This is a genomic window from Microbacterium murale, from assembly GCF_014635185.1.
Lineage (GTDB): Bacteria > Actinomycetota > Actinomycetes > Actinomycetales > Microbacteriaceae > Microbacterium > Microbacterium murale.
Genome location: NZ_BMCM01000001.1, coordinates 492,554 through 519,330, shown reverse-complemented (window position 1 = coordinate 519,330; position 26,777 = coordinate 492,554). Strand labels below are relative to the sequence as shown.

General features: G+C 67.5%; 28 protein-coding genes. 11 read left to right on the top strand and 17 right to left on the bottom strand.

What is annotated here, in order from left to right; all coding sequences use genetic code 11:
* Window positions 1-29: 29 nt before the first annotated feature.
* Window positions 30-668, top strand: coding sequence for a hypothetical protein (locus IEV67_RS02490; protein WP_188434952.1), 639 nt, complete (start codon window positions 30-32; stop codon window positions 666-668).
* Between the two features lie 124 nt (window positions 669-792).
* Here the strand turns inward: IEV67_RS02490 and IEV67_RS02485 are convergent, their stop codons facing one another.
* Window positions 793-1,212 (bottom strand): pilus assembly protein CpaE, encoded by a 420-nt coding sequence (locus tag IEV67_RS02485; RefSeq protein WP_188434951.1) that lies wholly within the window; start codon window positions 1,210-1,212, stop codon window positions 793-795.
* 104 nt (window positions 1,213-1,316) lie between these two features.
* Between IEV67_RS02485 and IEV67_RS02480 the strand changes: the two genes are divergently transcribed.
* Window positions 1,317-3,440, top strand: coding sequence for a RecQ family ATP-dependent DNA helicase (locus IEV67_RS02480; RefSeq protein WP_188434950.1), 2,124 nt, complete (start codon window positions 1,317-1,319; stop codon window positions 3,438-3,440).
* Here the strand turns inward: IEV67_RS02480 and paaZ are convergent.
* Genes paaZ through IEV67_RS02465 form a run of 3 tightly spaced genes read right to left on the bottom strand, consistent with a single transcriptional unit; the run spans window position 3,429 to window position 7,062 of the window.
* On the bottom strand, window positions 3,429-5,483 hold the full coding sequence (gene paaZ, locus IEV67_RS02475; protein WP_188434949.1) for a phenylacetic acid degradation bifunctional protein PaaZ: 2,055 nt from the start codon (window positions 5,481-5,483) through the stop codon (window positions 3,429-3,431). The two genes, IEV67_RS02480 and paaZ, sit on opposite strands and share 12 nt — an antisense overlap.
* On the bottom strand, window positions 5,480-6,322 hold the full coding sequence (locus IEV67_RS02470) for a 3-hydroxyacyl-CoA dehydrogenase family protein (RefSeq protein ID WP_188434948.1): 843 nt from the start codon (window positions 6,320-6,322) through the stop codon (window positions 5,480-5,482). Before IEV67_RS02470 ends, paaZ begins: the two co-directional genes overlap by 4 nt.
* Window positions 6,319-7,062: an enoyl-CoA hydratase/isomerase family protein gene (locus tag IEV67_RS02465; RefSeq protein ID WP_188434947.1), complete on the bottom strand. Its 744-nt coding sequence runs from the start codon at window positions 7,060-7,062 to the stop codon at window positions 6,319-6,321. The genes IEV67_RS02470 and IEV67_RS02465 overlap by 4 nt, the downstream gene beginning before the upstream one ends.
* 113 nt (window positions 7,063-7,175) lie before the next feature.
* Between IEV67_RS02465 and IEV67_RS02460 the strand changes: the two genes are divergently transcribed.
* On the top strand, window positions 7,176-7,802 hold the full coding sequence (locus IEV67_RS02460; protein ID WP_229702648.1) for a TetR/AcrR family transcriptional regulator: 627 nt from the start codon (window positions 7,176-7,178) through the stop codon (window positions 7,800-7,802).
* A 93-nt stretch (window positions 7,803-7,895) separates the two neighbouring features.
* Here IEV67_RS02460 and IEV67_RS02455 read toward each other — a convergent pair whose 3' ends face one another.
* From IEV67_RS02455 to IEV67_RS02415, 9 genes are all read right to left on the bottom strand, one after another.
* A complete protein-coding gene (locus tag IEV67_RS02455) occupies window positions 7,896-8,483 on the bottom strand; it encodes a nitroreductase family protein (protein WP_188434946.1) in 588 nt (195 codons plus the stop codon).
* Window positions 8,484-8,608: 125 nt separating this feature from the next.
* Entirely contained in the window at window positions 8,609-10,261 is a 1,653-nt protein-coding gene (locus IEV67_RS02450; RefSeq protein ID WP_188434945.1) for a dipeptide ABC transporter ATP-binding protein, read from the bottom strand.
* Window positions 10,258-10,815 (bottom strand): GbsR/MarR family transcriptional regulator, encoded by a 558-nt coding sequence (locus IEV67_RS02445; RefSeq protein WP_188434944.1) that lies wholly within the window; start codon window positions 10,813-10,815, stop codon window positions 10,258-10,260. Before IEV67_RS02445 ends, IEV67_RS02450 begins: the two co-directional genes overlap by 4 nt.
* Window positions 10,816-10,828: 13 nt before the next feature.
* Window positions 10,829-11,749 (bottom strand): ABC transporter permease, encoded by a 921-nt coding sequence (locus IEV67_RS02440; RefSeq protein WP_188434943.1) that lies wholly within the window; start codon window positions 11,747-11,749, stop codon window positions 10,829-10,831.
* Window positions 11,742-12,674, bottom strand: a complete 933-nt coding sequence (locus tag IEV67_RS02435) for an ABC transporter permease (protein WP_229702646.1) — start codon at window positions 12,672-12,674, stop codon at window positions 11,742-11,744. The genes IEV67_RS02440 and IEV67_RS02435 overlap by 8 nt, the downstream gene beginning before the upstream one ends.
* Window positions 12,674-14,056, bottom strand: coding sequence for a M14 family zinc carboxypeptidase (locus tag IEV67_RS02430; RefSeq protein ID WP_188434942.1), 1,383 nt, complete (start codon window positions 14,054-14,056; stop codon window positions 12,674-12,676). The genes IEV67_RS02435 and IEV67_RS02430 overlap by 1 nt, the downstream gene beginning before the upstream one ends.
* Before the next feature lie 37 nt (window positions 14,057-14,093).
* Window positions 14,094-15,689: a peptide ABC transporter substrate-binding protein gene (locus IEV67_RS02425; protein WP_188434941.1), complete on the bottom strand. Its 1,596-nt coding sequence runs from the start codon at window positions 15,687-15,689 to the stop codon at window positions 14,094-14,096.
* A 240-nt stretch (window positions 15,690-15,929) separates the two neighbouring features.
* Window positions 15,930-17,027, bottom strand: a complete 1,098-nt coding sequence (locus IEV67_RS02420; RefSeq protein ID WP_188434940.1) for an ABC transporter permease — start codon at window positions 17,025-17,027, stop codon at window positions 15,930-15,932.
* Window positions 17,024-17,920: an ABC transporter ATP-binding protein gene (locus tag IEV67_RS02415; protein WP_188434939.1), complete on the bottom strand. Its 897-nt coding sequence runs from the start codon at window positions 17,918-17,920 to the stop codon at window positions 17,024-17,026. The genes IEV67_RS02420 and IEV67_RS02415 overlap by 4 nt, the downstream gene beginning before the upstream one ends.
* Before the next feature lie 182 nt (window positions 17,921-18,102).
* On the opposite strand from IEV67_RS02415, the gene IEV67_RS02410 reads away from it, so the two are divergent.
* Entirely contained in the window at window positions 18,103-18,675 is a 573-nt protein-coding gene (locus tag IEV67_RS02410; protein WP_188434938.1) for an NADPH-dependent FMN reductase, read from the top strand.
* A gap of 84 nt (window positions 18,676-18,759) precedes the next feature.
* Here the strand turns inward: IEV67_RS02410 and IEV67_RS02405 are convergent, their stop codons facing one another.
* Together IEV67_RS02405 and IEV67_RS02400 are read right to left on the bottom strand one after the other, a co-directional pair.
* Complete coding sequence (locus IEV67_RS02405; protein WP_188434937.1) at window positions 18,760-19,425, bottom strand: response regulator; 666 nt, start codon at window positions 19,423-19,425, stop codon at window positions 18,760-18,762.
* Entirely contained in the window at window positions 19,422-20,681 is a 1,260-nt protein-coding gene (locus tag IEV67_RS02400; RefSeq protein WP_188434936.1) for a sensor histidine kinase, read from the bottom strand. Before IEV67_RS02400 ends, IEV67_RS02405 begins: the two co-directional genes overlap by 4 nt.
* 154 nt (window positions 20,682-20,835) lie before the next feature.
* Between IEV67_RS02400 and IEV67_RS02395 the strand changes: the two genes are divergently transcribed.
* The 5 genes from IEV67_RS02395 (at window position 20,836) to IEV67_RS02375 (ending at window position 23,840) form a co-directional block, all read left to right on the top strand.
* On the top strand, window positions 20,836-21,279 hold the full coding sequence (locus tag IEV67_RS02395; protein ID WP_188434935.1) for a VOC family protein: 444 nt from the start codon (window positions 20,836-20,838) through the stop codon (window positions 21,277-21,279).
* A gap of 1 nt (window position 21,280) precedes the next feature.
* On the top strand, window positions 21,281-21,976 hold the full coding sequence (locus IEV67_RS02390) for a winged helix-turn-helix transcriptional regulator (protein ID WP_188434934.1): 696 nt from the start codon (window positions 21,281-21,283) through the stop codon (window positions 21,974-21,976).
* Complete coding sequence (locus tag IEV67_RS02385) at window positions 21,973-22,596, top strand: dihydrofolate reductase family protein (protein WP_188434933.1); 624 nt, start codon at window positions 21,973-21,975, stop codon at window positions 22,594-22,596. The genes IEV67_RS02390 and IEV67_RS02385 overlap by 4 nt, the downstream gene beginning before the upstream one ends.
* A gap of 84 nt (window positions 22,597-22,680) precedes the next feature.
* Complete coding sequence (locus tag IEV67_RS02380; protein ID WP_188434932.1) at window positions 22,681-23,256, top strand: helix-turn-helix domain-containing protein; 576 nt, start codon at window positions 22,681-22,683, stop codon at window positions 23,254-23,256.
* On the top strand, window positions 23,256-23,840 hold the full coding sequence (locus IEV67_RS02375) for a DUF6036 family nucleotidyltransferase (protein ID WP_188434931.1): 585 nt from the start codon (window positions 23,256-23,258) through the stop codon (window positions 23,838-23,840). Before IEV67_RS02380 ends, IEV67_RS02375 begins: the two co-directional genes overlap by 1 nt.
* 55 nt (window positions 23,841-23,895) lie before the next feature.
* Here the strand turns inward: IEV67_RS02375 and IEV67_RS02370 are convergent, their stop codons facing one another.
* A complete protein-coding gene (locus tag IEV67_RS02370) occupies window positions 23,896-24,741 on the bottom strand; it encodes an exodeoxyribonuclease III (protein WP_188434930.1) in 846 nt (281 codons plus the stop codon).
* Between the two features lie 100 nt (window positions 24,742-24,841).
* Here IEV67_RS02370 and IEV67_RS02365 point away from each other — a divergent pair, with 100 nt between their 5' ends.
* Together IEV67_RS02365 and IEV67_RS02360 are read left to right on the top strand one after the other, a co-directional pair.
* The gene (locus IEV67_RS02365; RefSeq protein ID WP_188434929.1) at window positions 24,842-25,384 is read left to right on the top strand and encodes a VOC family protein; all 543 of its coding nucleotides are present in this window, start codon (window positions 24,842-24,844) and stop codon (window positions 25,382-25,384) included.
* On the top strand, window positions 25,377-26,189 hold the full coding sequence (locus IEV67_RS02360) for a MerR family transcriptional regulator (RefSeq protein ID WP_229702644.1): 813 nt from the start codon (window positions 25,377-25,379) through the stop codon (window positions 26,187-26,189). Before IEV67_RS02365 ends, IEV67_RS02360 begins: the two co-directional genes overlap by 8 nt.
* 21 nt (window positions 26,190-26,210) lie before the next feature.
* Here IEV67_RS02360 and IEV67_RS02355 read toward each other — a convergent pair whose 3' ends face one another.
* On the bottom strand, window positions 26,211-26,747 hold the full coding sequence (locus IEV67_RS02355) for a YbhB/YbcL family Raf kinase inhibitor-like protein (RefSeq protein ID WP_188434927.1): 537 nt from the start codon (window positions 26,745-26,747) through the stop codon (window positions 26,211-26,213).
* Window positions 26,748-26,777: the final 30 nt, after the last annotated feature.

The following is a 26,777-nucleotide window of genomic DNA, read 5'->3' as shown; positions in this document are numbered from 1 at the left end:
CCGCTTCAGCGGGAGGAGACCCGATCAGCATGAATGGAACCGTGCGACTAATAATGATTGTGGCGCGGCGCATGCTCGTTCTCGCCGTGCTCGGGGGAGTGATCACGGCCACAGCGGGCTGCTCGACGAGCCTGATGATGCCATCGCTCGACGACAGATTGAAAGGCAGCCTCGCCTCCATGATCGAAAGCGCGCAAGACGATCTGTGGCAGTTCAGGGGGGCGCTGGCTACAGACCCGGAAGGAACCCTCCCGGGGATTTCGTTCGTGTCCGACGCGAGACCAGCGTACGGAGACCCTGCATTCGCGGTGGGTGAAGGCGCCTACACGCTCCTGGGAGTCGCCTCTTCGCCCGACGCGGCGACACTGACACTCGCGACGAGTGCCGGTGCGAGCACTGGCGGCGGATGGTTCTACGAATCCCGTAACGCGACGGTGTGCTTCACGCTTCGATTCCCCACGACCGAGTCGGCCATCCACACCGGCCCGGCCGACTGCTCGGACGGCCAGGGGCACCGGCTCAGCGACGTAGAAAACTTCTTCGAGCGACACGGCGACCCCATCCCCTTTGAGGAGCTGGACGTGCGCGCCACCGTGACAGAAGCGGATTTCCAGCCATTGCACTGCCAGTGTTACAGCGGCAGCGAATGCGACTGCCCAGGAGGGTGAACTGGCGACCAGGTCGTACTGGCAGCGCGAGATATATACCGTCGACAGGGACGCTGTCGCCGGGTGAGACCGGAGTGATGAAGCGCAGGGTCTCCAGGCCGTAGTTCGCGAGGGGCTTCGAGCGTCAGCGGGAGCGGGAGACGAGCTCCAGGAGCGCCCGACCGTACGCTTCGGAAGGATCGGGATGCTCGAAACGCAGCGCCTCACCGCTGATCTCGATCTCCACCACGAAAGAATCCTCCAGGCGGACCAGCCTGCGGAAGGTGCCGCGCAGAAGCTCGCGCAGCTGATCCTCGCGGGGCAGCCACACGGCGTCCGCCAGCTCGACCGCATCCAGCGCCCACTCGGTCGTGCCGTTGAACGCGAGGTCGGTGCCGCGCGGCGTGCGACGCGCTTCGATGGTCATCTCGCTGACCGTGAAGATCTCGGCCTCGACCTCGAGCTCGACCTCGTCGGGGAGGTCGAGCAGGAATCGGTCGCCGCTCTGAGGGTGCCACACGAGGCCGGCCCGCCGCAGTGCGACTGCGAGTTCGCGGGTGATCACCATTCCACGCTAGACGATGCGACGGGGCGTGCGGCCGGTCCTCTGGGGCTCCCGTGTTCCCGACGCCCAGCCAGTGTGTCAGTCGCCTAAGGCAGAGTGGGGACATGGCCTCAATGTCTGCCGTCGACACTCGCGCTGCCGCCCTCGCGGCCCTCCGCGAACTCGTGGGCCGCCCCGACGCCGATTTCCACGAGGGGCAGTACGAAGCGATCGAGGCGCTGGTCGCCCAGCGCCGACGGGCGCTCGTGGTGCAGCGGACCGGCTGGGGCAAGTCCGCCGTCTACTTCGTCGCCACCCTGCTGCTGCGCCGGCAGGGCGCCGGCCCCACAGTGCTCGTATCGCCGCTGCTGGCGCTGATGCGCGACCAGATCGCGGCGGCCGAACGCGCCGGCGTGCGCGCGGTGGCGATCAACTCGACGAACGCGCACGAATGGGGCGACGTGCTCGCCCAGCTCGACCGCGATGAGGTCGATGTGCTGCTGGTGTCGCCGGAGAGGCTGAACAACCCTGCCTTCCGCGAGCAGCAGCTGCCAGCGCTCGTGCGCCGCATCGGCATGCTCGTCGTCGACGAGGCGCACTGCATCAGCGACTGGGGGCACGACTTCCGCCCCGACTATCGGCGACTGCGCGATCTCATCGCCGAGATGCCCGCCGAGGTGCCCGTGCTCGCCACGACCGCGACGGCGAACAGCCGGGTCGTCGCCGACGTCGAAGAGCAGCTCGGGGTCACGGGCGCGGGAGAAGACCCGGCCGGCGACGGTGTGCTCACGATCCGCGGGCCGCTCGCCCGCGCATCCCTGCGACTCGGCGTACTGCGCCTTCCCGATGCGGCCCGCCGGCTGGCCTGGCTGCTCAGACATATCGACGACCTGCCCGGATCGGGCATCATCTACACGCTCACCGTCGCCGCGGCCGTCGACACCGCCCGACTGCTGCGCGAGCGCGGCCACGAGGTGCGTGCGTACACCGGGCAGACCGACACCGATGAGCGTGAGGAGTCGGAGGGCATGCTCAAACGCAACGAGGTGAAGGCGCTCGTCGCGACGAGCGCTCTCGGCATGGGCTTCGACAAGCCCGACCTCGGGTTCGTGCTGCACCTCGGGGCGCCGTCGTCGCCGGTCGCGTACTACCAGCAGGTGGGGCGCGCGGGGCGTGCGAGCGACAGCGCCGACGTGCTGCTGCTGCCCGGGCCGGAGGACCGCGACATCTGGCATTATTTCGCCACGGCATCCATGCCCGATCAGGAGCGCGCCGAGCGCGTGATCGCCGCCCTCGGCGATACACCGATCTCGACGCCCGCACTCGAGGCGATGGTCGACATCCGTCGCACCCCGCTCGAGCTGCTGCTCAAAGTGCTCGATGTGGACGGCGCGGTGCGGCGCGTGCAGGGCGGGTGGGTCGCCACCGGCGAACCATGGGTCTACGACGCGGATCGTTATGCCCGCATCGCCGCCGAACGCGTCGCCGAGCAGCAGCACATGATCGATTACGAGCAGACCGACGGATGCCGCATGGAGTTCCTGCAGCGCTCGCTCGATGACGACACGGCGGCGCCGTGTGGGCGGTGCGACAACTGCGCCGGCACATGGTTCCCTCGTGAGATCGGAGCGGCGGCGACGTCCGCGGCATCCGAGTCTCTCGATCGGGTCGGCGTCGCGATCGACCCGCGCCGCATGTGGCCGACCGGTGCCGACCGGCTCGGGGTTCCGGCGAAGGGGCGCATTCCTGCGGGTGAGCAGGCCGGCAGCGGACGGGCGCTGGCTCGACTCACCGACCTCGGATGGGGCGGCACGCTGCGCACTCTGTTCGCCGCGGGTGCGCCCGATGAGCAGGTGACCCCGCAGGTGCTCGCCGGCTGCGTGCGGGTGCTCGCAGGCTGGGGCTGGGCCGAGCGCCCCGTCGCGGTCGTCGCGATGCCGTCGCGATCGCGTCCCCTGCTCGTCGATTCGCTCGCGCACGGGATCGCCGAGATCGGCAAGCTGCCCTTCATCGGCACGCTGACGCCCGTCGACGGCGGGCCCACCGGGCAGCCGGGCGGCAACAGCGCGTTCCGGCTCGCCGGTCTCTGGGATCGCTTCAGCGCCGATGGCCTCGAGATCCCCGATGGGCCGGTGCTGCTCGTCGACGACCAAGCCGACAGTCGGTGGACCCTCACCGTCGCCGCCCGTTCCCTTCGGCAGGCTGGGGCGACCGAGGTGCTGCCGTTCGTGCTCGCGCTACGCGGCTGAGCGCTCCTTCTCCACGAGCGTCAGCACGTCGTACGTCGCGACCGTGTCGTCGTTCTGATTGCGGATGACGGCATCCCAGCGCACCTCGCCGTACTCGTCGGTCTCACGAGGCGTGATCTGCTTCGCGGTCAGGTCGACGCGGATGCTGTCGCCGGGCGAGACCGGAGTGATGAAGCGCAGGTTCTCCAGCCCGTAGTTCGCGAGCACGGGACCGGGCTCGGGGTCGACGAACAGCCCTGCAGCCCAGGAGACGAGCAGATAACCGTGCGCGACGCGTCCGGGGAAGAACGGGTTGGCGGAGGCGGCCTTCTCGTCCATGTGCGCGTAGAACGTGTCGCCGGTGAAGTGCGCGAACGTCTCGATGTCGTCCAGAGTCACCTCGCGGGACGCCGAGGCGATGCGGTCGCCGATCCGAAGCTCCGCCAATGACTTGCGGAACGGATGGGTGCCGTCCGCCCGCGCGGACGCGCCGGCATGCCACACTCCGGTGAGCGCCGTGAGCATGTCGGGCGAACCCTGCACGGCCGTGCGCTGCATGTGATGCAGCACCGCGCGGATGCCGCCGAGCTCTTCGCCGCCGCCGGCGCGACCCGGTCCGCCGTGCACGAGGCCGGGCATCGGCGAGCCGTGTCCGGTGGACGAGCGGGCATCGTCACGATCGAGGAAGAGTACGCGGCCGTTCGAGGCGGCGATGCCGGTCATGAGCTCGGTCGCGAAGGAAGCGTCGTGCGTCGCGACGCTCGTGACGAGTGAGCCCCCGCCGCGGGCGACCAGCGCCGCCGCTTCGGAAGGCGTCCCATACGTCAGCAGGGAAGCCACTGGCCCGAACGCCTCGACCTCGTGCACGGCATCCGCGTTCGCGTCGTCGAAGCGCAACAGCATCGGGGCGACGAAGGCGCCGTCGGCCGTGGACGAGCCATCGATGCCGCGCACCTCCGGTGCATCGCTGGTTCCGATGACGATCCGGCCACCGGCATCCTGCAGCGCCTGCACCTGGCGTAGCACCTCGTCGCGCTGTGCGAGAGAGACGAGCGGACCCATCGTCACGTCCTCCGCACGAGGATCGCCGATCACGACCTTGGCCTCGAGTCGGGCGCGCACCGCGTCGATCACGGCGTCGGCGGATGCCGTCGGCACGATCGCCCGTCGGATCGCGGTGCACTTCTGCCCCGCCTTCGTCGTCAGCTCCGTGACCAGCTGGCGCACGTAGGCGTCGAACTCGGGCGTGCCGTCGGTCGCGTCGGGGCCGAGTACGGAGGCGTTGATCGAGTCGGTCTCGGCGGTGAACCGCACGCCGCCCGGCGTGCGAGCGCGCAATCCTGACGCGGTCGATGCACTGCCGGTGAAGCCGACGACGTCGCCGAGGCGCAGTTCTTCGAGAAGCGTGGGCACGCTGCCGCTGACCAGCTGCAGCGACCCGTCCGGCAGCAGTCCCGACTCGACAAGGATGCGCACGAAGGCCTCGGCGAGATAGCCGGTCGGGGTCGCGGGCTTCACGAGTGTCGGCATCCCGGCGAGGAACGCGGGCGCGAACTTCTCGAGCGACCCCCACACCGGGAAGTTGAACGCGTTGACCTGCACCGCGACTCCCGGAAGCCGCGTGAAGACGTGCCGGCCGAGGAAAGTGCCGTCCTTCGAGAGCGGCTCGATCGGTCCGTCGACGAACACCTGGCTGTTGGGCAGTTCGCGTCGCCCCTTGCCGGAGTAGGCGAACAGCACGCCGATGCCGCCGTCGATGTCGACCCAGGAGTCGGACTTCGTCGCCCCGGTGCGCGCGGAGAGGGCATAGAGCTCGTCTTTGCGCTCCGTAAGGGCGAGCGCGAACTGCTTGAGCAGCACAGCGCGCTGGTGGAAGGTCAGTGCGCCGAGCGACGCCTGACCGACCGTGCGGGCGTACTCGAGCGCGCTGGCCAGATCGATGCCGTCCGTGCTGACGCGGGTGATCTCCGCACCGGTCGACGCGTCGCGGACGATCAGCGCGCCGGCGTCCGATTCCGGCGTCCACCATGCGCCCTTGATGTAACCGGGCAGAACCTCGCTCATTCGTCATCCCATCTGTAGAAGCCTTCGCCGCTCTTGCGGCCGAGTCGGCCGTCCGCGACCATCTGCCTGAGCAGCGAGGGCGGGGCGAAGCGCTCGCCGAGCGTCAGGCACAGCTCCTCGGCGATGCCGAGTCGCACATCGAGTCCCACGATGTCGGTGGTGCGCAACGGGCCCATCGGATGCCGGTACCCGAGCTCCATAGCCCGGTCGATGTCCTCCGCCGAGGCGACGCCGGCATCCAGCATCCTGATCGCCTCGAGTGCGAGGACGAGACCCAGTCGGCTGGACGCGAATCCGGGGGAGTCGCGGACGACGATCGGCGTCTTTCCCAACGCCTCCACCCAGCCGCGGGCCTGAACGACGAGGGCCGGATCGGTTGCGGATCCGCTCACGATCTCGACGAGCGATGACGACGGCACGGGGTTGAAGAAGTGCAGCCCGAGAAAGCTCTGCGGCCGTGCGAGAGGTGCGGCGAGCGCGTCGATCGATATCGATGAGGTGTTCGAGGCGAGCACCGCATCCACGGCCAGCACGCTCTCCACGCGGGCGAGCGCCTCGGACTTGAGCGCACGGTCTTCGGGAACGGCCTCGATCACGAGGTCGCGGTCTGCGAATGAGGTGAGTTCAGTGCCTGTCTGCAGGCGGTCGGTCAGATCTTCCAGCGCGTGCGTCGTGGTGCCGCGCTTCACGGAGCGCACCAGACTTTCGCGGATCCGAGATGCTGCGGCATCCGCCGACTCCACATCCTGCTCGATGACCAGGACCTCGTCGCCGGCCAGCAGGAACGTATGCGCGATCCCGGCGCCCATACGGCCTCCGCCGAGAACACCTACCTTCATCGACGACCTCGCCTCTCCAGGAACTCGGTCATCCGGCGCATCTTCTCCGGGCTCTCGAACAGCTCGGCCTGCAGCTCGCCGTCGATGTCGGGATGCGCCGCACGCGGTGCACGCATGGCCCGTTTGGTGTGCTGGGTGGCGAGCGGATCGTTCGCGGCGATGCGATCCGCGATCGCATGCGCGGTCGTCATCAGTTCGGATGCCGGATGGATGCCGGAGACCAGGCCGGCGCCCAGCGCCTCGTCTGCCGTGAGCAGTCGTCCGGTGAGCAGCATCTCGCTCGCCAGCGCGTCGCCGACGATCTCGCGCAGTCGCCAGGTGCCTCCGGCCGCGGCCATGATGCCGAGACCGGTCTCGGGGTTGCCGATCTTCAGCGCCGGCGTGGCCAGGCGGATGTCCGCCGCATACGCGAGCTCGGCGCCACCACCGAGTGCGTAACCGTCGATCGCGGCGATCACGGGCATGGGCAGTTCGTGGATGCGGATGAACGCCAGGGCGTTGATACCGCGGCGGGCGTCTTCGGCGCGGCGGGCGCGCAACTGGGTGATGTCGGCGCCGGCCGCGAACACGCCGTCGACACCGGTGAGGATCAGGATGCGCGGTTCGACCTCGAGCTCGGCACACAGTGTGTGCAGGGCGTCGATCATCTCGCGGTCGATCGCGTTGCGCTTGTCGGGACGGTTCAGCCGGACGACGACGCGGTCGGGGCTGCGATCGATGACGAGAGGCTCCTCGTTCATGCGCGCTCCCGACTGCGTCGTCTGGCGGTATCGTCAGTTGCTGACCGATCGTTCAGTAATTATTATGCCAAGCTTGCGCGGCGTCGGCAATCGCTGGTGTCAGACTGGAGCGCGTGTCAGTGTCATCGTCCGAAGACGCCGTGGTGTCGGTGCCCGCTGTGCGCCGTGGGCGCCCCGGCTATGACCAGCGGCAGATCCTCGAGATCGCCGTGCAGGTGTTCATCGAGCACGGGTACGACGCGACTTCGGTGTCGTCGCTCGCCGAGCGCCTCGGCCTCTCGAAGTCCGCGCTGTACCACCACTACGCGTCGAAGGAGCGCCTGCTCGAACTCGCCCTCGACGAGGCGATGGGGTCGTTGGAAGCCGTGCTGCATGAGCCGGGCGCCACCGTTGGACCGGCGGGGGATCGGCTCGAGCACGTGCTGCGCGGCGCCGTGCGGGTTCTCGTCGACAAGCTCGCATTCGTGACGCTGCTGCTGCGGGTGCGCGGCAACAGCGACGTCGAACGCGCGGCGCTCGAGCGGCGGCGTGCCTTCGATGACCAGGTGACAGTACTGGTGCGGGCCGCTCAGGCCGAGGGTTCCGTACGCGCCGATATCGGTGCATCCGTCGCCACGAGGCTGCTGTTCGGCATGGTCAACTCGATCGTCGAGTGGTACCGGCCGACAGGCCCGGAGGGTGCAGCCGAACTGGCGGACGACGTGCTCGCCGTCGCGCTGGACGGGTTGCGCACGCACTGAAGCGGCTTCGACTCGCTCCGCTCGCTCACCCGTTTCGACTCGCTCCGCTCGCGCAACGACCCGTGGCGATGCCGAAGCGCCCAGCCCGGGACTTCAGGCCGACGCGATCACGGTCTCCGCGAGCGAACGCCGTGTGCGCGGCGCGACCTCGCGCTGCTGCAGCTTCTCGGACAGCGCCGATGGGTCACCGAGCTCGCCGAGGGCGATAACCGAGATCGGCGCGAAGCGGTCTTCGACGCCGGGGAGCTCGGCGAGCCGATCGCGCTCGACGCCACCCATCTGGTGCACGAAGAGCCCGTCGGAATGAGCCTGCACGGAGAGGTGGGCCACGGCCTGGCCGAGGTCGTACTGCGCCCAGGGGCGGGGGTTGCCGTCAGCATCCGTCTGCTCCGCGAACGCGGCGATCAGCACGGCGGCCCTGCCGGCCCACTCGCGGTTGAAGCCCATCAGCGCCGCGTCGATCTTCGCGTGCAGTTCAGTGCCACGTCGGGCGACGATGAAACGCCACGGCTGGGTGTTGCTCGCGGAGGGTGACCAGCGAGCGGCCTCCAACGCAGAGGCGAGCTTGTCCTCGTCGATCGGGGTCTCGGCCTCGAAGGCACGGGGGCTCCAGCGGGCCGAGAGGATGTCGAGGACGGGTACGGATGTCTCAGCGTTGCGCTCGATGGTGGACGTGCTCATGGTGCCTTTCGGAGTCAGAATCTGGGCCGACCCCGTTGTCCGCGTTGCTCCTACGCTAACCTCTCCATGCGCGCGCATATTCCGGATGACGCAGAATGACGAACCACTTACGGCGGGATGCGGCGTCAGACGGTGGCAGCCAACCGTGCGGCCCTGCGCTCCTGCTGCACGTCGGGATCGGGCACCGGCGCCGCCGCCAACAGCCTGCGCGTGTAGTCGTCGGTCGGATGCTGCAGCACCTGCGCGCGCGAACCCGACTCGACGACCGCACCGCGGCGCAGCACCGTCACGCTGTCGCACAGCTCATCGATGACAGCCAGGTCATGGCTGATGAACACGCATGCGAATTTCAGTCGCTCCTGCAGTTCGCGGAACACGTCGAGCACCTGGGCCTGCACCGACACGTCCAGCGCGCTCGTCGGCTCGTCGGCGATGAGCAGGGCCGGATCCAGCGCCACTCCGCGCGCGATCGCCACGCGCTGCTTCTGCCCGCCGGAGAGCTCATGCGAGTAGCGTCCGGCACGATCGGAGAGGCCGACCGAGTCGAGGAGCGCATCCACGTGATCGCTGAGCTCGCTGCCGCGCAGCCCCTTGATCGCGGCAAGCGGCTCCTCAACACTCTGCCGCACGGTGTAGCGGGGATTGAGCGAGAGCGCAGGGTTCTGGAACACGACACCGATTCGTCGCCGTGTTTCTCTGCGCACCGCTCTGCTCGCCGCGCGCATGTCGATGCCGTCGACGACGATGGAGCCGCCGGTCACAGGAGCCGCGCCGATGATCGCACGGCCGATGGTCGACTTGCCGCTGCCGGACTCGCCGACCAACCCGAGGATCTCGCCCCTGCGCACCTGCAGGCTGACGCCCTCGACAGCGCGGAAGAGGCCGCGGAGGCGTCCGCCATAGGTGACTTCCAGATCGGTGACATCGAGCACGAGCGGGGCTTCGGTCTCGGATTCGGTCACCGTGGGGCGCTCGCCGATGCGTGGTACGGCGCTGAGCAGCTGCTTCGTGTACGCCGCGGTCGGCTGCAGCAGCACGCCGCGCACTGAACCCTGTTCGACGAGTTCGCCCTCGCGCATGACGACGACGCGATCGGCGAGTTCGGCGACGACGCCCATGTCGTGCGTGATGAGCAGCACAGCACGACCGTCGCGGCGACCGAGACGGGCGAGCACATCGAGCACTTCCGCCTGCACCGTGACGTCCAGCGCGGTGGTCGGTTCATCGGCGATGAGAAGCTGAGGATCGGATGCCAGCGCCATGGCGATGCCGACGCGCTGGCATTGTCCGCCGGAGAGCTCATGCGGGTACTGCTTCATGCGCCGGGCGGGATCGGGGATGTCGACCAGCTCGAGCAACTCGATCGCGCGTCGGCGTGCGGCGCCGGCGCTGAGCCCGTGGCTGTGCGCGCGCACCGCCTCGACGACCTGGAAGCCGATCGTGAACACCGGGTTCAGTGAGGCGACGGGATCCTGCGAGATCAGCGCGACCTCGGCTCCGCGGATGCGACGCAGATCTGCCGGTTTCAGGCCGATGAGCTCGCGGCCGTGCAGTTTCACCGATCCCGTGGCGTGGGCGTTCTCCGGTAGGAGGCCGATCACAGACAGAGCGGTCACGGACTTGCCGGAACCGGACTCGCCGACGACCGCCACGACCTCGCCTGGTGCGATGTCGAGATCGAGGCCGTGCACGACCTCGATCGGATCGCGGGTGCCGAAATGCACGCGCAGATCCCGGATGCTGAGGATCGGTTCGCTGCTCGGCGCGGTCATGTTCATGCCTTCTTCTCGCCCGCATCACGGGCGCGCTTGTGCTCTCGCCAGTCACCGAGCATCTTGTGGTGGTACTCCTGTATCCACTCCAGGTAGTCGCGTCCGTTCGTGAGGCGGATGCGAGCCTCCGCCTCCTCCGGACCCAACCAGCTCAGCGCCGAGTCGATCGAGGCGATATGCCGGTCGAAGTAGCGGCGCTCGTTCGCGAGGAAGCTTCCCCACGGGTCTTCTTCCGCCTTGAAGTAATGGCTGCGGTCGCCTGGCACGGAGTGGCGGCGGATGTAATTGGTGTCGATCAGGCGCCTGGTCGCCATCGACACCGCCCCCGTGCTGGCGCTGAGCGCCTCGGCGAGATCGGCCGATGAGATGTACGGCTGATCCATGATCATCAGATAGCCGAGCACGCGGCCGTCCATGCGCGAGGTGCCGGTCATCTCCCAGATCAGGCTGATCTCCTCGGCGAACTGTCGCCGGTACTCCTCGCGCTCATCGATCTGCACGCGCTTGTCGATCTGCTCCGGGGCTTCTTCCGCCATGTTCGATCCCTTCTTCTGCGTCATCAGCATCCCACTCTCATCGACGCTCACGCGGATCGAAGACCGTGCGCAGCTCCTCACCGAGCGCGACGACGGCGAGCACGGTGATGGCCAGCATGATGCTGGGCAGCACGAGCACATGAGGCGCCGTCTGGAACACCCGGGAGCCGGCGGCGATCTGCAGACCCCAGGAGATCGCCGGTGACGAGAGTCCGATGCCGAGATAGGTGAGCGTGCTCTCCGCCACGATGACGCCGCCGATCGTGAGCGTCGCCATCAGCATCACGGGCTGCACGGCGTTCGGCACGACGTAGCGGGCGATGATGCGCCCGATGCCGAGACCCATGGTGCGAGCGGCGAGCACGTGGTCGGCCTTCGTGACCGACCGCACGGACGCGCGCATCAGCCTCGCCATCATCGGCCATCCGAAGACGCCCAGCACGATGCCGACCGTGAGCACGTTGCGGGTGCCGAACATGTTGAGCACGACGATCGCCGCCAGCAGGAAGGGGAAGCCGAGGAAGACCTCGGTCAGGCGCGAGACGATCCAATCGGCGATGCGGCCGCCCATACCGGCGAGCAGGCCCATCACGAGGGCGATGGCGAGGGCGATCCCGGTGGCGAGGAGACCGACCGTGATCGACGCCTGCGCGCCGTAGACAGCGCCCGCCCAGATGTCGCACCCCTGCAGATCGAAGCCGAACGGATGACCGGGCGCCGATTCGACCTTGCTGTTCGCGAGGTCACAGGCGCGAGGGTCGCCGTTGCCGAACAGCCCTGCGAAGGCTGCCGGTGCGATGGCGAAGGCGAGCATGATCAAGAGGATGACGGATGCCGCCCAGAACAGCGGCCTGCGCAGCAGCAGCCGCCATGCCGACGGTCGCGTCGTCTGCGGGAGCGAGACGGCCGTCGTCTTCGGCGCCGGGATCTTCGCGGTGATGGGAGGGATCTCAGGCACGTCGGATCCTCGGGTCGAGCAGCGCGTGAATCGCATCCACGAGCAGCGAGGTGATCAGGAAGATGATGATGAGCGCAGTGGAGACGCCGACGACCATCGCAGCTTCGTGATCGCGGATCGCCGTGAACAGCAGATTCCCGACACCGGGAAGGTTGAAGATGCCTTCGATCACGACCGTGCCGCCGAGCAGGAAGCCGAGATCGGTCGCCAGGAAGGTCGCCGTGGGGATGAGGGAGTTCCGCATGACGTGCAGGCCGACGACGCGACCTTCACCGATGCCCTTCGCGCGGGCCGTGCGCACGTAGTCGGCCTCGAGGTTCTCGATCATCGAGCCGCGCACGAGTCGTGACACGGCGGCGAGGCCGATCGCGGCGATCACGAGCGAGGGGAGCAGGTACGACAGCGGCCATCCCTCGCTGACGCCGGCAACCGGCAGCCAGTCCAGCCGGACGCCGAAGATGATCTGCGCCGTGATACCGAGCACGAAGACGGGGATGCAGCTGAGACCGATCGTGATGACGAGAAGCCCCTTGTCGATCACTGTGCCCTTCTTGAGCGCCGACACGATGCCGACCGCGAGGCCGAGGATCACCTGAAGCGTCCATGCGGTGAGAGCGAGGGTGATGGTCACGGGCCACCGGGCCGCAAGCTTGTCGGCGACTGTGCGTCCGGTGAGATCGAGTCCGAGGTCGCCGTGGAGCAGGTTGCCGAGGTAGTTCGTGTACTGCACCCACAGAGGTTGATCGAGAAGGTACTTCGCGTTGATGGCATCCACCACCGACTGCGGGAGCTGCCGGTCGCCGGCCAGCGCACGGATCGGGTCGCCCGGGAGGCTGAAGACCGCGACGTAGATGATGAAGGTCACTCCGAGGAAGACCAGGACGAAACCGGCCAGTCGCTGCAGAATCCCCAGTGTCATCCGCATCAGCGGGTCTCCAGCTGTGCGTGGGCGGCGAGGATCGCCCCGTACTGCACGCCGACGACCTTCGCGAGCGGCAGCGGAGGCGCGTCGCGTCCCGCGCTCGCCTCGGCGAGCCACCCGTCGAAGACCTCCTGGATCTCGGCTGCCGCCCGCCGCACCTCGGGGCTGGCGACGCCGGCGGCGACCTCGGCGGACAGTGCGCGCCGCAGCATCCCGCCCCACCGGAGGCGGTGCAGATTCACCACTCCGTCCAGACTCGTGAGCTCCGCGACGGTGGCGAGCCGGTCGTCCTCGGTATCGGCGCGGCGAAGATCCGCCTCGCCGGCACCCGTGGCCATCGGCGAGAACACGCGCGCGGCGCGCAGCAGCGGGGTGTCCATGCGCACGTACGGGTCGACCGTCGCGATGAGTTCGGTGAGGATGCGACCGGTCTCGATGAGGCGCTCGCCGCAGCGGCGCAGCGCATCGCGGTGGACCGTATCGGTCGGTGAGGCGTCATCGGCGGTTGGGTCACCGAACTGGGGGAGTTCGGCGATGAGGGAGAGGGTTCCGTAGCGACGGGCGTAGGAGGTCGACGCGTCGCCGGCGCTGCCCGGCGGGTACGGGTCGAGGCCCGCCTCCTCGGTCCAGTCGTAGGCGTCCTGGAGCGTGCCCATTTCGTAGATCGCGTCGGCGAGGACGGCGAAGTGCGCACCCTCTGGTTCGCCGGTGTGCAGCGGTACACCGCAGGATGCCGTGATCTCGTGCAGCAGCGGATAGAGCGCGGGCACGGGGCGCGACAAGTAGAAGTACGCACCGCCGCCCTCGCTGTTGTGCAGCGGCACATACAGGTCGGGGGCGGTGAGGTCGATGGCCCTGGCGAGCGCCACCGTCTCGGGCATCATGGCGTCGAAATAGGCGTTCTTGTACGCGAACGGGAACGTCCACTCCACCTGCTCGTCGGGTGCGGGGCGGAAGAACTCGCGGGTGTAGAGACTTCGGTCGGACGGATCGGCGAACCAGCCCTCGTTCAGGCGCATCCCGTCCGGGTCGGCGCACGGAACGATGTGCCACGCCGTGTCGCAGTCGATGCGCAGATCGTTGTCGGTCACGAGCTGCTCGACCAGGTGCAGGATCGTCAGCGAACCGATCGGCTCGTTCGGATGCACCCCGCCCACGATCAGCGCCGATCGGCGTCCCGTGCCCGCGTGGTAGAGCCAGATCGGCTCACCGAGCCGGCTCGTTCCGATGCGTTCGCGTGAGATGAGGTCGGGGTGCTCCGAGCGCAGGCGTTCGAGGTCGGCGTTGAGGACATCCACCGTCGGGATGCTGGTCAGCGGGGGCACCGCGCCGGCACGACGGAGGATGTCCTCCGTCGTGCCGAGCGCCGTCGCGGGGTCGTGCACTGTCTGTCTGCTCCGTCCTGGGTACGTGAGTCGCCGGTCAGTCGGCGACGGCGATGTTGGCCGTGTCGACCGCTCCCGCGTTCGTGTGCAACTCGGCGATGCGGTCGCTGGTCACGTACAGGTAGCGGTTGCCGAACATCGGCACGGTCGGGAAGTCCTGCAGGATTCGCTCCTGCGCGGCCACGTATCCGGCCAGGGACTCGTCCAGCGTGTCCGCCGCGTTCGCCTGGCGCAGCAGCTCGTCGACCTCGGGGCTGCTGTAGCCGCCGGCGCCGAAGTTGCCTTCGCCGGTGGCGGTGAACACGGCCGTGAGCGTGTTCTGCTGGCTCGGGTAGAGCGCGCCCCATCGGGCGCGGAACGGCCCGTCGGTCGTGGCGTTCTGCACCAGTTCGGTGAAGGCCGCGAAGTCGGCGGACGGGCTTGCGACGACCGCCTCGATGCCGAGGTTCTGTCGCAGCTGGTTCGCGATCGCCTCGAAGTAGTCCTCCTGGCCCCAGTTGGCGACGAAGTGCACCTTCATCTCCCCGTCGAAGCCACCCGCCTCCTCGAGCAGTGCCTTCGCGGCATCCGGGTCGAATTCGCAGTACTCGCCGCACACGCCTTCTGGGTCACCGGGCATGCTCGGCGCGGTGAGGGAGCTGGCGGGCACCTGGGATCCGCCGAACACCGCGTCGTTGATGGCCTCGCGGTCGATCGCCATCGAGATCGCCTGGCGGACGCGGACATCCGAGAAGCGCGGATCCGAGAGCGTGAAGCCGAGGAAGTCGACGCCGGGGGCGTCGAGCTCGTAGACGTTGTCGCCGAAGTCGTTGCGTGCCTGAACGGCTTGACCCGGGGCGATCGCCGCGATGTCGATGTCGCCGGCGAGGGCATCCGTGTAGGCAGTCGCAGTGTCGAGGTACGGGACGAACGTCACGGCATCGAGCGTCGGAGCATCTCCGGCGTAGTCGCCGTAGGCGACAGCCTCGATCGGGTCGGACTCGCTCCAGCCGTCCGCGAGCTCGAACGGCCCGTTCCCGATCGGTGCCTGCTCCCAGGCCTCCAGATCGTCCAGCGCCTCGGAGGGCAGTGGGTACAGGCCGGTCTGGCCGATTCCGAGCTGCAGTGGGTACTGGCGGTCGGGTGCCGACAGCTCGACGGTGAAGGTGCGATCGTCGACGACGGAGAGCCCGGACAGCTCGGTCGCGACCGGCTCGCCCTCGGCGGGGTTCAGGTCGGCGTAGCCGGCGACGTTCGCCAGCTGGGGGCCGTTCACCCAGGCGTTCGGGCCATAGGCGGCGTAGTTCCAGGTGTCGACATAATCCTGCGCGGTGACGGGTTCACCGTCGTGGAACGTCCAGCCGTCGCGGAGCGTGATCGTCCAGGTCAGTGCGTCGTCTGATTCGACGGACTCCGCTGCGACGAACGAGACTTCGCCGTCCTCGTCGACCTGTGTGAGCGGAGCGAAGATCGACTCCAGGATCACGTACGAGCTGAACTGATTGCCGGGGATCATCGAATCCGGCTGCTCGACGGCGAACCTGATCGGATCGGACGTGTCGGCGGAATCATCCGTCGCCCCTGCTGAACATCCTGTGAGCGTGAGCGCCACCACCGCTGATGCGGCTGCCAACAGACGTGCCTTGCTGTGCATAACTCCTCCTTGAGCCACAACGTACGGAACGTCTGCGGCGGGATGGGCTGCTCGGGTGCAGCCTGTTCCTCGCACGCTAGAACGGATCCGGTTCAGTCGTCAATGAACTTTCAGTGATTACTGAAAGTTGTAATAGGAGTGAAACACGTGTGACTCGGGAGCGCAATACCCAGAAGAAAATCCCGGGTTCCCGACCGTGGGAACCCGGGATTTCCTTCCGCCAATGAGCGTGGCCGCGCCTCAGCCGCGCAGGGCCTCGCGCAGCTTGACTCGTGCCCCCATCTTCAGCAGCGAGTTCTCGTAGATCTTCGCGCCGATCAGCACCACGACGACGCACGCCACGAGCATGATCGCGAGGGAGGCGAGCGGCTCCCACCAGGCCGCCTCATTGAAGAAGAGTCGGATCGGCATGCCCACCGGAGCCGAGAACGGCACGTACGAGAGCACGGTCATGACCACCGGGTTGTCGCCGAAGAAGATCACCAGGAAGTACGGGATCATCGTCAGGTACATCACCGGCGTCATGGTGGCGCCGACATCCTCCTGGCGCGAGACCATCGAACCCGCCGCCGCGAACATCGCCGCGAGCAGGATGAAGCCGAAGAAGAAGAACACCGCGAACCAGGCGATCGGCCCGCCGATGCCCTGCAGTACGGCGGTCTGCCCCGACACCATGAGGCCGATCGTGCCGACCACCACCAGCAGCAGGATCTGCGATATCGCCAGCAGCGTGTTGCCGATCACCTTGCCGGCGAGCAGGATCCGTGCGGGGATCGCCGAGAGCAGGATCTCGATCACTCGGGTCTGCTTCTCCTCGACGACGCTCGTCGCGATCGGTGACCCGAAGGTGATCGCCGACATCATGAACACGAGGCCGAACCCGATGCCCAGAAGATAGCGCAGTCCGCCTGCGCCGGCATCCGGATTGAGAAGCTCGACGGGCGGCGACTCGGAGAGCATCATCAGCAGCGACTGCGGTGCCTCCTTGTCGGCGATGATGACCATGCCGGTGGGCGATGAACTGTCATCGATGACCGCGGCGTCGACCGTTCCGTCGGCGACGAGTTTCTCTGCCTCGGCGCGGTCGGCGACGTCGGTGATCTCGTAGCCCTCCGCGCCCTGAAGGGCGGAAGCCGCCGTGCTCGTCGCCGCGATCGGCGTCGAACTCGGAGTGGCGCTCGCGATGCCGGCCCAGATCACGCCGGCGAGGGCCATGAGCAGCAGGATGCCGGTGGAGATGAGATACGCCTTGCTGCGCAGTTTCGTGCTGAGCTCGCGCTCGGCGACGAGCCAGACGCCCTGCGCCGGCGAGAGCGAGGTTCCGGTCGAAACGGTCACTGGATGACCTCCTTGAAGATCTGCGAGAGCGATGGATGCTGGGGGGCGAAGCGCGAGACCTCGGCGCCGTCGAGCGCGCGGCGGAGAACACGCTGCGCTGTTGCCGGTTCGTCGACGTCGAACACGGCGTTGCCGCCGTCGAAGTCCACGACGCTCACGCCCGGCTCCTCGCGCAGCCACCCGACATCGCCGCTGCTCTCCAGCTCCCAGCGCGGTGCGGAGTGCTGCTCGCGCAACTGATCGCGGGGTCCTGCAGCGCGGATCGTTCCGCCTGCGATGATCACCAGGTCGTCGCACAGGCGCTCCACGACGTCGAGCTGGTGCGAGGAGAACAGTACCGAGACACCGCGCGCCGCGCGTTCCTGCAGCACGCCGGCGACGGTCTCGACGGCGAGCGGGTCGAGACCCGAGAACGGCTCGTCCAGGATCAGCACCTCGGGATCGTGCACGAGGGATGCTGCGATCTGCGCCCGCTGCTGATTTCCGAGCGAGAGCGCCTCGAGGTTGTCGTTCAACCGTTCGCCCAGGCCCAGCTCCTCCAGCAGCGCGGTCGCCCGCGTCGTGGCATCCGTCTTGTTGAAGCCATGCAGGCGAGCAAGGTAGACGACCTGCTCGAGCACCTTCATCTTCGGATACAGGCCGCGCTCTTCCGGCATGTAGCCGAACTGGCGACGGGCCTCCGGCGTCAGCGGCGTGCCGCCGAGTGTGACGGAGCCGCCGTCGGAGGCGAGCAGCCCGAGCACGATGCGCATCGTGGTCGTCTTGCCTGCGCCGTTGCCGCCGACGAAGCCGGTGAGGTGGCCGGCGGCGACGGGGAAGGTGACGTCGTCGAGCACCCGGCGCGTGCCGTAGCTCTTCGTTATGCCGGTCAGCTGGAGGGTTCCTGAGGTCATCTCGACTCGTTCCTTCGCTCAATGCATCGCATGCCTCCACGCTACGAGGCGCCTCGGCCCGCCGGCATCCCCCCTGCGACGGACATTCCGTTCTATGCAACGGAATATAATTCCAGAAGGGTGCGTTGCCACCTGTGATTGCACATGGCTCATGTCCGAGCCCGAACAGAAGGAACACACCTGTGACTCGTACCATCGGCTACATCGTCGGCAGCATCTCCAGCACGTCCATCAACCGCCGTCTGGCGCGCGTGCTGACGAACCTCGCCCCCGAAGGCACCGAACTCGTCGAGATCGAGATCAAGGACCTTCCGTTCTACTCGCCCGACTTCGACGGCGACTTCCCTCAGGTGGCGACCGACTTCAAGAAGGCCATCGCCGCTGTCGACGGCGTCATCATCGTCACGCCCGAGTACAGCCGCTCGATCCCCGGCGTGCTGAAGAACGCCCTCGACTGGTCGACCCGCCCCTACGGCGAGATGTCCTTCTTCGGCAAGCCCGTCGCCGTCATCGGCGCTTCGGGCTCCGGCGTCGCTACCGCCGCCGCCCAGCAGCACCTGCGTGCGATCCTCGGCCACTTCAGCGCGATCACCATGGGCCAGCCTGAGGGCTTCATCCAGGACCGCCCCGGCCTGTTCACCGAAGACGGCCAGGTCACCGACGACAGCACGGCAGGTTTCCTGGTCGGCTACCTCGAGGCATTCAACGGCCTCATCTCACGCGTGCAGCACTCCGCGGAGCTCGTGAACGCGTAATCAGCGCATCGATGGGAGGAAATCGTATCTCAGCCCGCGAGCTCTGATGCGTTTTCCTCCCATCGGCACAGCCGAGGCTTCGTCTCACACCAGGTCGTTGCGATGCGCCAACACGACGGCCTGCACGCGGTCACGGGCACCGAGTTTCTGAAGGATGCGTGAGACGTGCGTCTTCACGGTCGCCTCGCCGATGAACAGTCGCGTCGCGATCTCGGCATTGCTCATCGCCTCGGCCACGAGTGAGAGCACCTCGGCCTCACGGTCGGTGAGCGGCTCGACGAGCGCGACTCCCCGGGCAGGGGACGGGGCTTCCGGCGCGGTCGAGGCGTACCGTCGCACAACGCGACGCGTCACCTCGGGCGCCAGCATCCCGTCGCCCGCCGCGAGCACTCGAACGGCGGTGACCAGATCCTCCGGCGTGCCGTTCTTGAGCAGGAAGCCGCTCGCTCCGGCATCCAGCGCGGCGAACAGGTAATCGTCGCGATCGAATGTCGTGACGATCGCGATCGCGGCCGTCACCTCGCGCTCGGCGACGATGCGCCTCGTCGCCTCGATGCCGTCCATGTCGGGCATCTGCACGTCCATCGTGACCACATCGGGTCGGAGAGCGGATGCCGCCGCCACGGCTTCCGCGCCGGTGGCAGCCTCACCGACGACGGTGATGTCGGGCTGGATGTCGAGGATGGTGCGGAAACCGGCGCGCAGTGTCGCGTGATCATCGACGATGAGGACGCGGATCGGATCGCTCATGCCGTCGCTCCCGACAGCGCGACGGGTGCCGAGACGGGAAGGTGCGCGCGAACCCGCCAACCTCCGCGCTCGCGCGGTGCGGACTCGATCGTGCCGCCCGACGCCAGCGCGCGTTCGCGCATGCCCAGTTGTCCCATCCCCGACCGCGGCGTCAGTACGGCGCGACCGGTGTTGACGATCTCGAGTTCGACGCCGGTGTCCAGGTAGCGCAGGCGCACGTCTGCCGTGGCTCCCGCGCCGGCATGGCGGCGCACGTTGGTGAGTGACTCCTGCGCGATCCGGTACAGATTCACCTGCGTGACCGATGGCACGGATCTCTGGTCGCCGATCACGGTGAACTCGGTGGGCACGCCGGCGGAGGTCGATGCCTCCACGAGCTGGGCGATGTCGTCGATAGTGACCGTCGACGCGTCTTCGGGGTCATGCCCAGGAGAACGCAGCGTCTCGAGCAGATGCCGCAGCTCAGTGATCGCCTCGCGTGCCGAGCCTTCGATGTCAGCGAGTACTTTCTTCGCCGTTGCGGGGTCCTGATCGATCACCATGCGTGCCGCTCCCGCTTGCACGCCCATCACCGAGACGTGGTGGGCGACGACGTCGTGCAGCTCGCGGGCGATGTGCACGCGGTCGAGCGCCACGGCCTGCGCCGCGGTGACCTCGCGCTCGCTTTCGAGATCCGCCGTGCGCTGTTCGAGCGCCTGACGCTGCATCGCCGACTTCCAGGCGTGCTCGCCGAAGTAGTAGGCGCCGGCGAAGTAGAGCACGTTCACCAGCAGCTGCAGCATCATGAACGCGAGGTACGGCGACATCGCACCGGCGATGACGTCCTCCTCGCGTGCGGTGTCGATCGCGTCTCGGTAACTGGTGACCATCAGCCAGATGAACATGCCGGCGATGATCGCGGCGCGCACGATCATCGCCGCGCGCCGGTTCGCCATCCAGGCGCCGACTGTGTACAGCGCGATGAACATCGCGATGTTGCCGGCGTACAGCTCGGGGATCCGCAGGGTGACGGCGATGAAGTACGCGACCGAGACGATGATCGCGACCTGGGCGGGCCAGACGCGGCGCAGGGCGAGAGGCGCTGCCAGGAACACCAGATACACCAGCGCCTGCCACAGCGGCGCCTGCTCGTCACCGTAGATCTCCGACACCGCGGAGAGCGCGGCGCTGATGACGCCGGCGACGAAGACGACGGCGGCCAGCAGCGCGTCGGATCGGCGTTGGCGCGCCGTGAGCGCGCGGAATGGTGCGGACATGCCTCAACGGTACGGGGAAGCGGATGCCGCGGCATCCGCCCTGCGGTGGATTCGGGCCGCTCTGCTATTGACACCCATACTTGTTTTTTGCAAGTATGACGTTCAACGGGCCCGACAACCGCGCCGGCGCCGACAATCCGACAAAGGAGTCAGCATGTCAACCAAGGTCTTCGTCAACCTCCCCACCACCGATCTCGAGCGCAGCAAGGCGTTCTACACCGGGCTCGGCTGCGACATCAGCCCCGAGTTCACCGATGAGAACGCCGCCTGCGTCGTGTGGAGCGAGGACATCTACTTCATGGTGCTCAAGCGCGAATTCTTCGCCACGTTCACGGACAAGCCGATCGCCGATCCGAACGAGTCCGTCCAGGTCTCGGTCTCGTTCAGCCAGGATTCTCGCGAGGCCGTCGACGCGATCATCGCCAAGGGACTCGCCGCCGGCGGCACCGAGCCGAAGCCCGCACAGGACTACGGCTTCATGTACTCCCGTGACCTGGACGATCCGGACGGCAACAGCCTCGGATTCCTCTACATGAGCGAAGAGGCCGTCGAGAAGGGGCCCGAGGCGTACATGGCCGAGCAGGGCTCCGCGTCCTGACGTGGCCGCGCGCAGCTACGGCCAGTACTGCGGGATCACGACGGCCGTCGAACTGATCGGGGAACGATGGGCGATGCTCATCGTCCGCGACCTGCTCGTGGGGCCGAGGCGATACACCGATCTCAAGCAGGGCCTGCCGCGCATTCCGACGAACATCCTCTCCACTCGGCTGAAGGATCTGCAGGAGGGCGGAGTCGTGCGCAGAGTGCCGCTGAAGAACTGCGGGCTGGTCTATGAGCTCACTCCGTACGGGCGTGCGCTGGAGCCGATCATGCTCGCGATCGGGCGCTGGGGCTTCCAGGCCATGTGCGACCCATCGCCCGGCGATGCCGTCACTCCCGACTCGCTCACGATGGCACTGCGCACGGCGTTCCAGCCCGAAGGGGCGGCGGATGCCGACTACGAGCTGCACGTCGGCGACGTCGCGCTGCGCGCGCAGGTGCGTAGCGGGGAGTTGACGGTCGCGCAGATCGCGCCTCCTGCGCCACCCGTCGGCGGGCGGATGCCGGACGGTGAACCGGATGCTGTGCTCGTCGCCGGCCCCGGCATCCGCCGCCTCATCGGCGGCGAGATCACGCCCGTCGAGGCGATCGCGCAGGACATCGTCGCGGTCGTCCGAGGGGAGGAGTCTTTCCTGGACTCCTTCGCCTCCACCTTCCACATCGCTTCATTCGAATTGCAAGGAGCCGCATCATGACCGGCCGCATCATCATCGATCTGTTCACCACTCTCGACGGCGTCGCGCAGGCACCAGGGGGTCCGGAGGAGGACACCTCCGACGGCTTCCCCTTCGGGGGCTGGCAGGCGCCGTTGGAGAGTGAGGCCGTGGGCCGCAGCGTCATGGAGGGAATGCTGACTCTCGACGCACTGCTGCTGGGCCGTCGCACGTACGACATCTTCGCCGCGTACTGGCCGCATCACACGACCGGGCCGGAGGGTCCGATCGGGCAGCTGTTCGATCGGGTGCCGAAGTACGTCGCCTCGCGTGACGCCGACATCGAGCTCGGATGGCAGGGCAGCTCGCGCGTCGGCGCTGATCTCCCGGCCGAGATCGCGCAGTTGCGCTCGCAGCACGAGGATGTGCACGTGATCGGCAGCGTCGACCTCGTGCAGACGCTGCTCGCCGAGCAGCTGTTCGATGTGTTGCAGCTCTGGGTCTACCCGGTCGTGCTCGGCCAGGGCAAGAAGGTGTTCCCCGACGGCGCCTCCGCCGCGAACCTGACGCTGCTCGGCGCCGAGGTCGGAGACAACGGGGTTATGAACCTGCGCTATGCGCCCGCGCCCGGCCCGGTGCGCACCGGCACCATGGGGGATTGACGTTTCGCAGGCACTCGAAGCGATGCTCTTCCACCAAACTCGGAGTAGAATATGTCTCTGAGAACATTTATTGGAGGTGGCGACATGGGTAACGCATCAGCGCTCGTGCGCGCTGCACGGAAGAGCCGTGGCCTCACTCAGGGCGACCTTGCCCAACGAGCCAACGTGGACCAGGGGCGAGTCTCGCGGTTTGAAGGCGGCCGCGAGGCCGAGTTCAGCACCATCGAACGTTTCCTCGGCAGCGCCGGCCACCGCCTGTACTCGGCACCGACGCGGCGGGACGATGCAGCGACCATCGCGGCGGCGATCCGTGGACACCTTCGTACGGGCGACAAATACAGTGCTCTTCGCGAACTCATCCAGCTGGGTGACAACCTCGCCTTCGAACGTGGCCTTGTGCGCGGCGTGCTCGGCCTCGCCGAGCCGGAACCCACTGGTGACCGTGCCTGGGATGCTGCCCTTGCCGCTCTTGTCGAACTGCGCCTCAGCGAAGAGGGGCTCCCCGCTCCGGCGTGGGTTGACGGCACAAACCGACGGCTCAGGGTGCCTCGTTCTCTGGACGTCGACCCTGCCGACCCGATCCCAGCACCCGACGATGTGCCTGCTGAGTTCCTCAAGCGTGGCGTGCTTGTCTGGCGGGATACTCTGGCGAGCGTCTGATGACCGATGCCCTCGATCGCGACGACATCATCTCCGGTCTCCGCGACCTTGTGGGGGAGCTTCATGCAGCTGGAGAAGTCGCGGGCATACGCCTGGTCGGTGGTGCCGCGCTCGTCATCAGGTACTTCGACCGGCGTACGACCGGAGACCTCGATTCCCTTCATATCCAGCCGGGAAGTGATGACGCTGTCCTCGCCGCGGCCTCGCGTGTGGGGGATCGGCGAGGGTGGAGCCCCGGCTGGTTCAACTTCGCGGTGGAGCATGCGGGTTCGGTGCCCACGTTCGGCCGTCGGGTCGTCGAGTGGGAGACGATCTACGACCGCGAGGGCGTCGTCATCCAGGTCGCCTCGAAGGAGGCGCTTCTTGCCATGAAGCTCCGCGCCAACCGACCCGGACGCGACGTGAACGACATTCGTCAGCTCCTAGCCCTTTGCAGCATCACCACGCTGGAGGAAGCCGAGGAGCACTACGAGGACTACTATCCGGCCGACGGCCTCACCGATCGTGCGATCGGCATGGTCGAGCGAATCCTCGACGGCGGATTGCCGACGGAAGTTCCCTCACCCGGCCCTATCGATCTGTGACGCCGCGGGGATACTGACGCCGGACTGTTCAGCGGCGCTCTCGCCAGCCGTGGCTCTAGGCGAAGATCATCGGCATGTCGTCGTCATCGTCGGCACCGCCGAAGTCGAGGTCGACGACCACCGGCACGTGATCACTGGGCTGTTCGCCCTTGCGCTCGTTGCGGTGGATGGATGCTCCGGTGACTGCTCCAGCCAGTGCGGGGGAGCCCAGCACGAAGTCGATGCGGATGCCCTCGTTGCGGGGGAACTTCAGTCGCTGGTAGTCCCAGTAGGTGTAGCCCTCGGGCAGCAGCGGGCGCACGACGTCTGTGAGCCCGGCATCCTGGAAGGCGAAGAACGCTGCGCGCTCTTGCGGTGAGACGTGGGTCGACACGCCCTCGACGATGTCTGGATCGCCGTTGTCGGAATCGAACGGGATGATGTTGAAGTCCCCGACGAGAGCCAGCGGCAGATTCGGGTTCTTCTGCAGAGCGGATGCCGCGTGCTGGCGAAGCTCGTCGAGCCAGTGCAGCTTGTACGCGTAGTGCGGGTCGTCCAATGAGCGGCCGTTCGGCACGTACAGGCTCCAGATCTGCACGCCCTCGACCGTCACGCCCAGCGCACGCGCCTCGAGCGGAGCATCCGGCCCCTCATGGCCCTTCGCGAAGCCCGGCATCCCGTCGAAGGCCGTCGACACATCCGTCATGGGCAGGCGGCTCGCGATCGCGACGCCGTTCCACTGGTTGAGGCCATGAACCTCGACCTGATATCCCGCCTCTTCGAACTGCGCATAGGGGAACTGCTCAGGCTTGCACTTGATCTCCTGCATCGCGAGCACGTCGATGTCTTCACGCACGGCGAACTCGACGGTGCGGCGCACGCGGGTGCGGATGGAGTTGACGTTCCAGGTGGCCAGGCGCATGCATCCAGCCTAAGGGCGACGCCAGACATCGCCCTGCTCGGGATGGCCCTCTCCTCTGCGACTTGACCCTCACGTCGCGTGAGGCCGGAAGCTGTCGTACATGAGCGATTACTTCGATGCTTTCGAGATGGGCCAGACCTCGGAGCGCGGCATGCAGGCCGTGGCTCCGGAGGTGTTCCGCGGGATCTATGCGATGCCCGCTTTCGTGACGATTCCGACGTCGAACCTCGTGGCCTCGACCGATTTCTGGGTCAGGGGGCTCGGCTTCATAGAACTGTTCAGCAACCCCGGCCAGGTCGTGCACCTGCGCCGCTGGGCCTATCAGGACGTGCTGCTGGTGCCGGGTCCTGACACCGCGGACATGGAGACGCCTGCGATGACCGTCAGCTTCTCGTGCGTCCTCAGTCAGATCACCGAGATCGCCGACGCGTGTGCTGACTTGTCTCCGGGGAGCGTGAGCGGGCCACGCGACACGGCCTGGATCACCCGCGATGTCGAGGTCACCACACCCGAAGGAGTGCGCGTCATCTGCACGGCCCCTCGCGAGTTCGACCCCGACAGCCAGGAGGCGCGAGATCTCATCGCCACCGGCATCCCTGCGCCTGAGGGCGGGAAGGAGGGCGACAATGGTGTTCATGGTTGAACGCGACGCCGCCCTCGGGCGGGACGGATTGACCGTAGGCGCGGCCGCCGAGCTCGTCGGTGTGAGCGTGCGAACCCTGCATCACTGGGACGAGGTCGCTCTGGCGTCACCCTCCGTGCGGACGGCAGCCGGGTACCGCCAGTACACCGTAGAGGACCTGGAGCGTCTGCAGCGGATCGTCGCGTATCGCGAGGCGGGGCTCGGGTTGGCTGCAGTGCGCGAGGTTCTCGATGACGCGGAGACCGATGCCGGCACCACGCTCCGACGCCAGCGTGCGCAGCTGGCGGAGCAGATCGACGACCTGCGACGCCTCGATCGGCGCCTGGAGCGGATGACCGATGCACACGAGCGCGGCATCCTGCTCAGCGACGAAGATCAGAAGAACATCTTCGGTGAAGACTGGGATCCGCGCGGTCCGCAGAACGCGCGGAACCTATGGGGCGGCACGGATCAATGGGCGCAGTTCGCCGAGCGATCGGCGCATCGCACGCCGGAGCAGTGGCGCGTTCTGTCGGATGCGATGTCGGTGCTCCAGCGCGATCTCGGCGATGCCATGTCGGCGGGTGTCGCTCCGGGCAGCGCTGACGCCGAGGCACTCGTCGAACGGCACCGTGAACTGTTCTCGAACTTCTTCACCCTCACGCGCGAGATGCAGGTGTGCCTGGGGCAGATGTTCGAGGCCGACCCGGGGTTCGCCGCACACTACGACGGCATCCGTCACGGACTCGCCAGCTGGTTCCGGCAGATCATCGATGAATCGGCGCGAATGCACGGCATCGACCCCGACACCGCCGTATGGCGCTGATGCGGGGCTTCGGCTGAGGCCTCAGCGCTCTGCAGGGTCGGCGGTGCCGATCAGCACACCGCGGGCGAGCGAATGGAAATGCCGGTTGAAGCCCAGCACCGCCGGGGTGGATCCCGCCGGGATGTCGAGGGCGTCGACATCCAGCGCATCCACGACGAAGAAGTAACGGTGCACCCCGGTGCCCTCCGGCGGGGCGGCGCCGATGAATCGCTCGGAGCGCGACTCGTTCGGCAGGACCGTCGCCCCGTGCGGAAGTGCGGCGAGATCGCCGAGGCCGCTGGCGAGCGAACGGGCGGATGCGGGCAGGTTGTAGGCGGCCCAGTGCCAGAATCCTGATCCGGTCGGAGCATCCGGATCGAAGCATGAGATCGCGATGCTTCGGGTACCCGACGGCGCGCCCGACCACTGCAATGCCGGCGTGCGATCCTCGCCGCCTCGATTGGCCGACCACGCGGACAACGGCAACGGTCCGCCCGGTTCGAAGTCGGGGCTGGTCAACTCGAGAGGCGCGAAATCGCGCAGCGTGGCGAGTTCGGCGTATGGGTCGTACGAGAGCATGGGACCTCCTGCACTGATTCGGGCGATGTC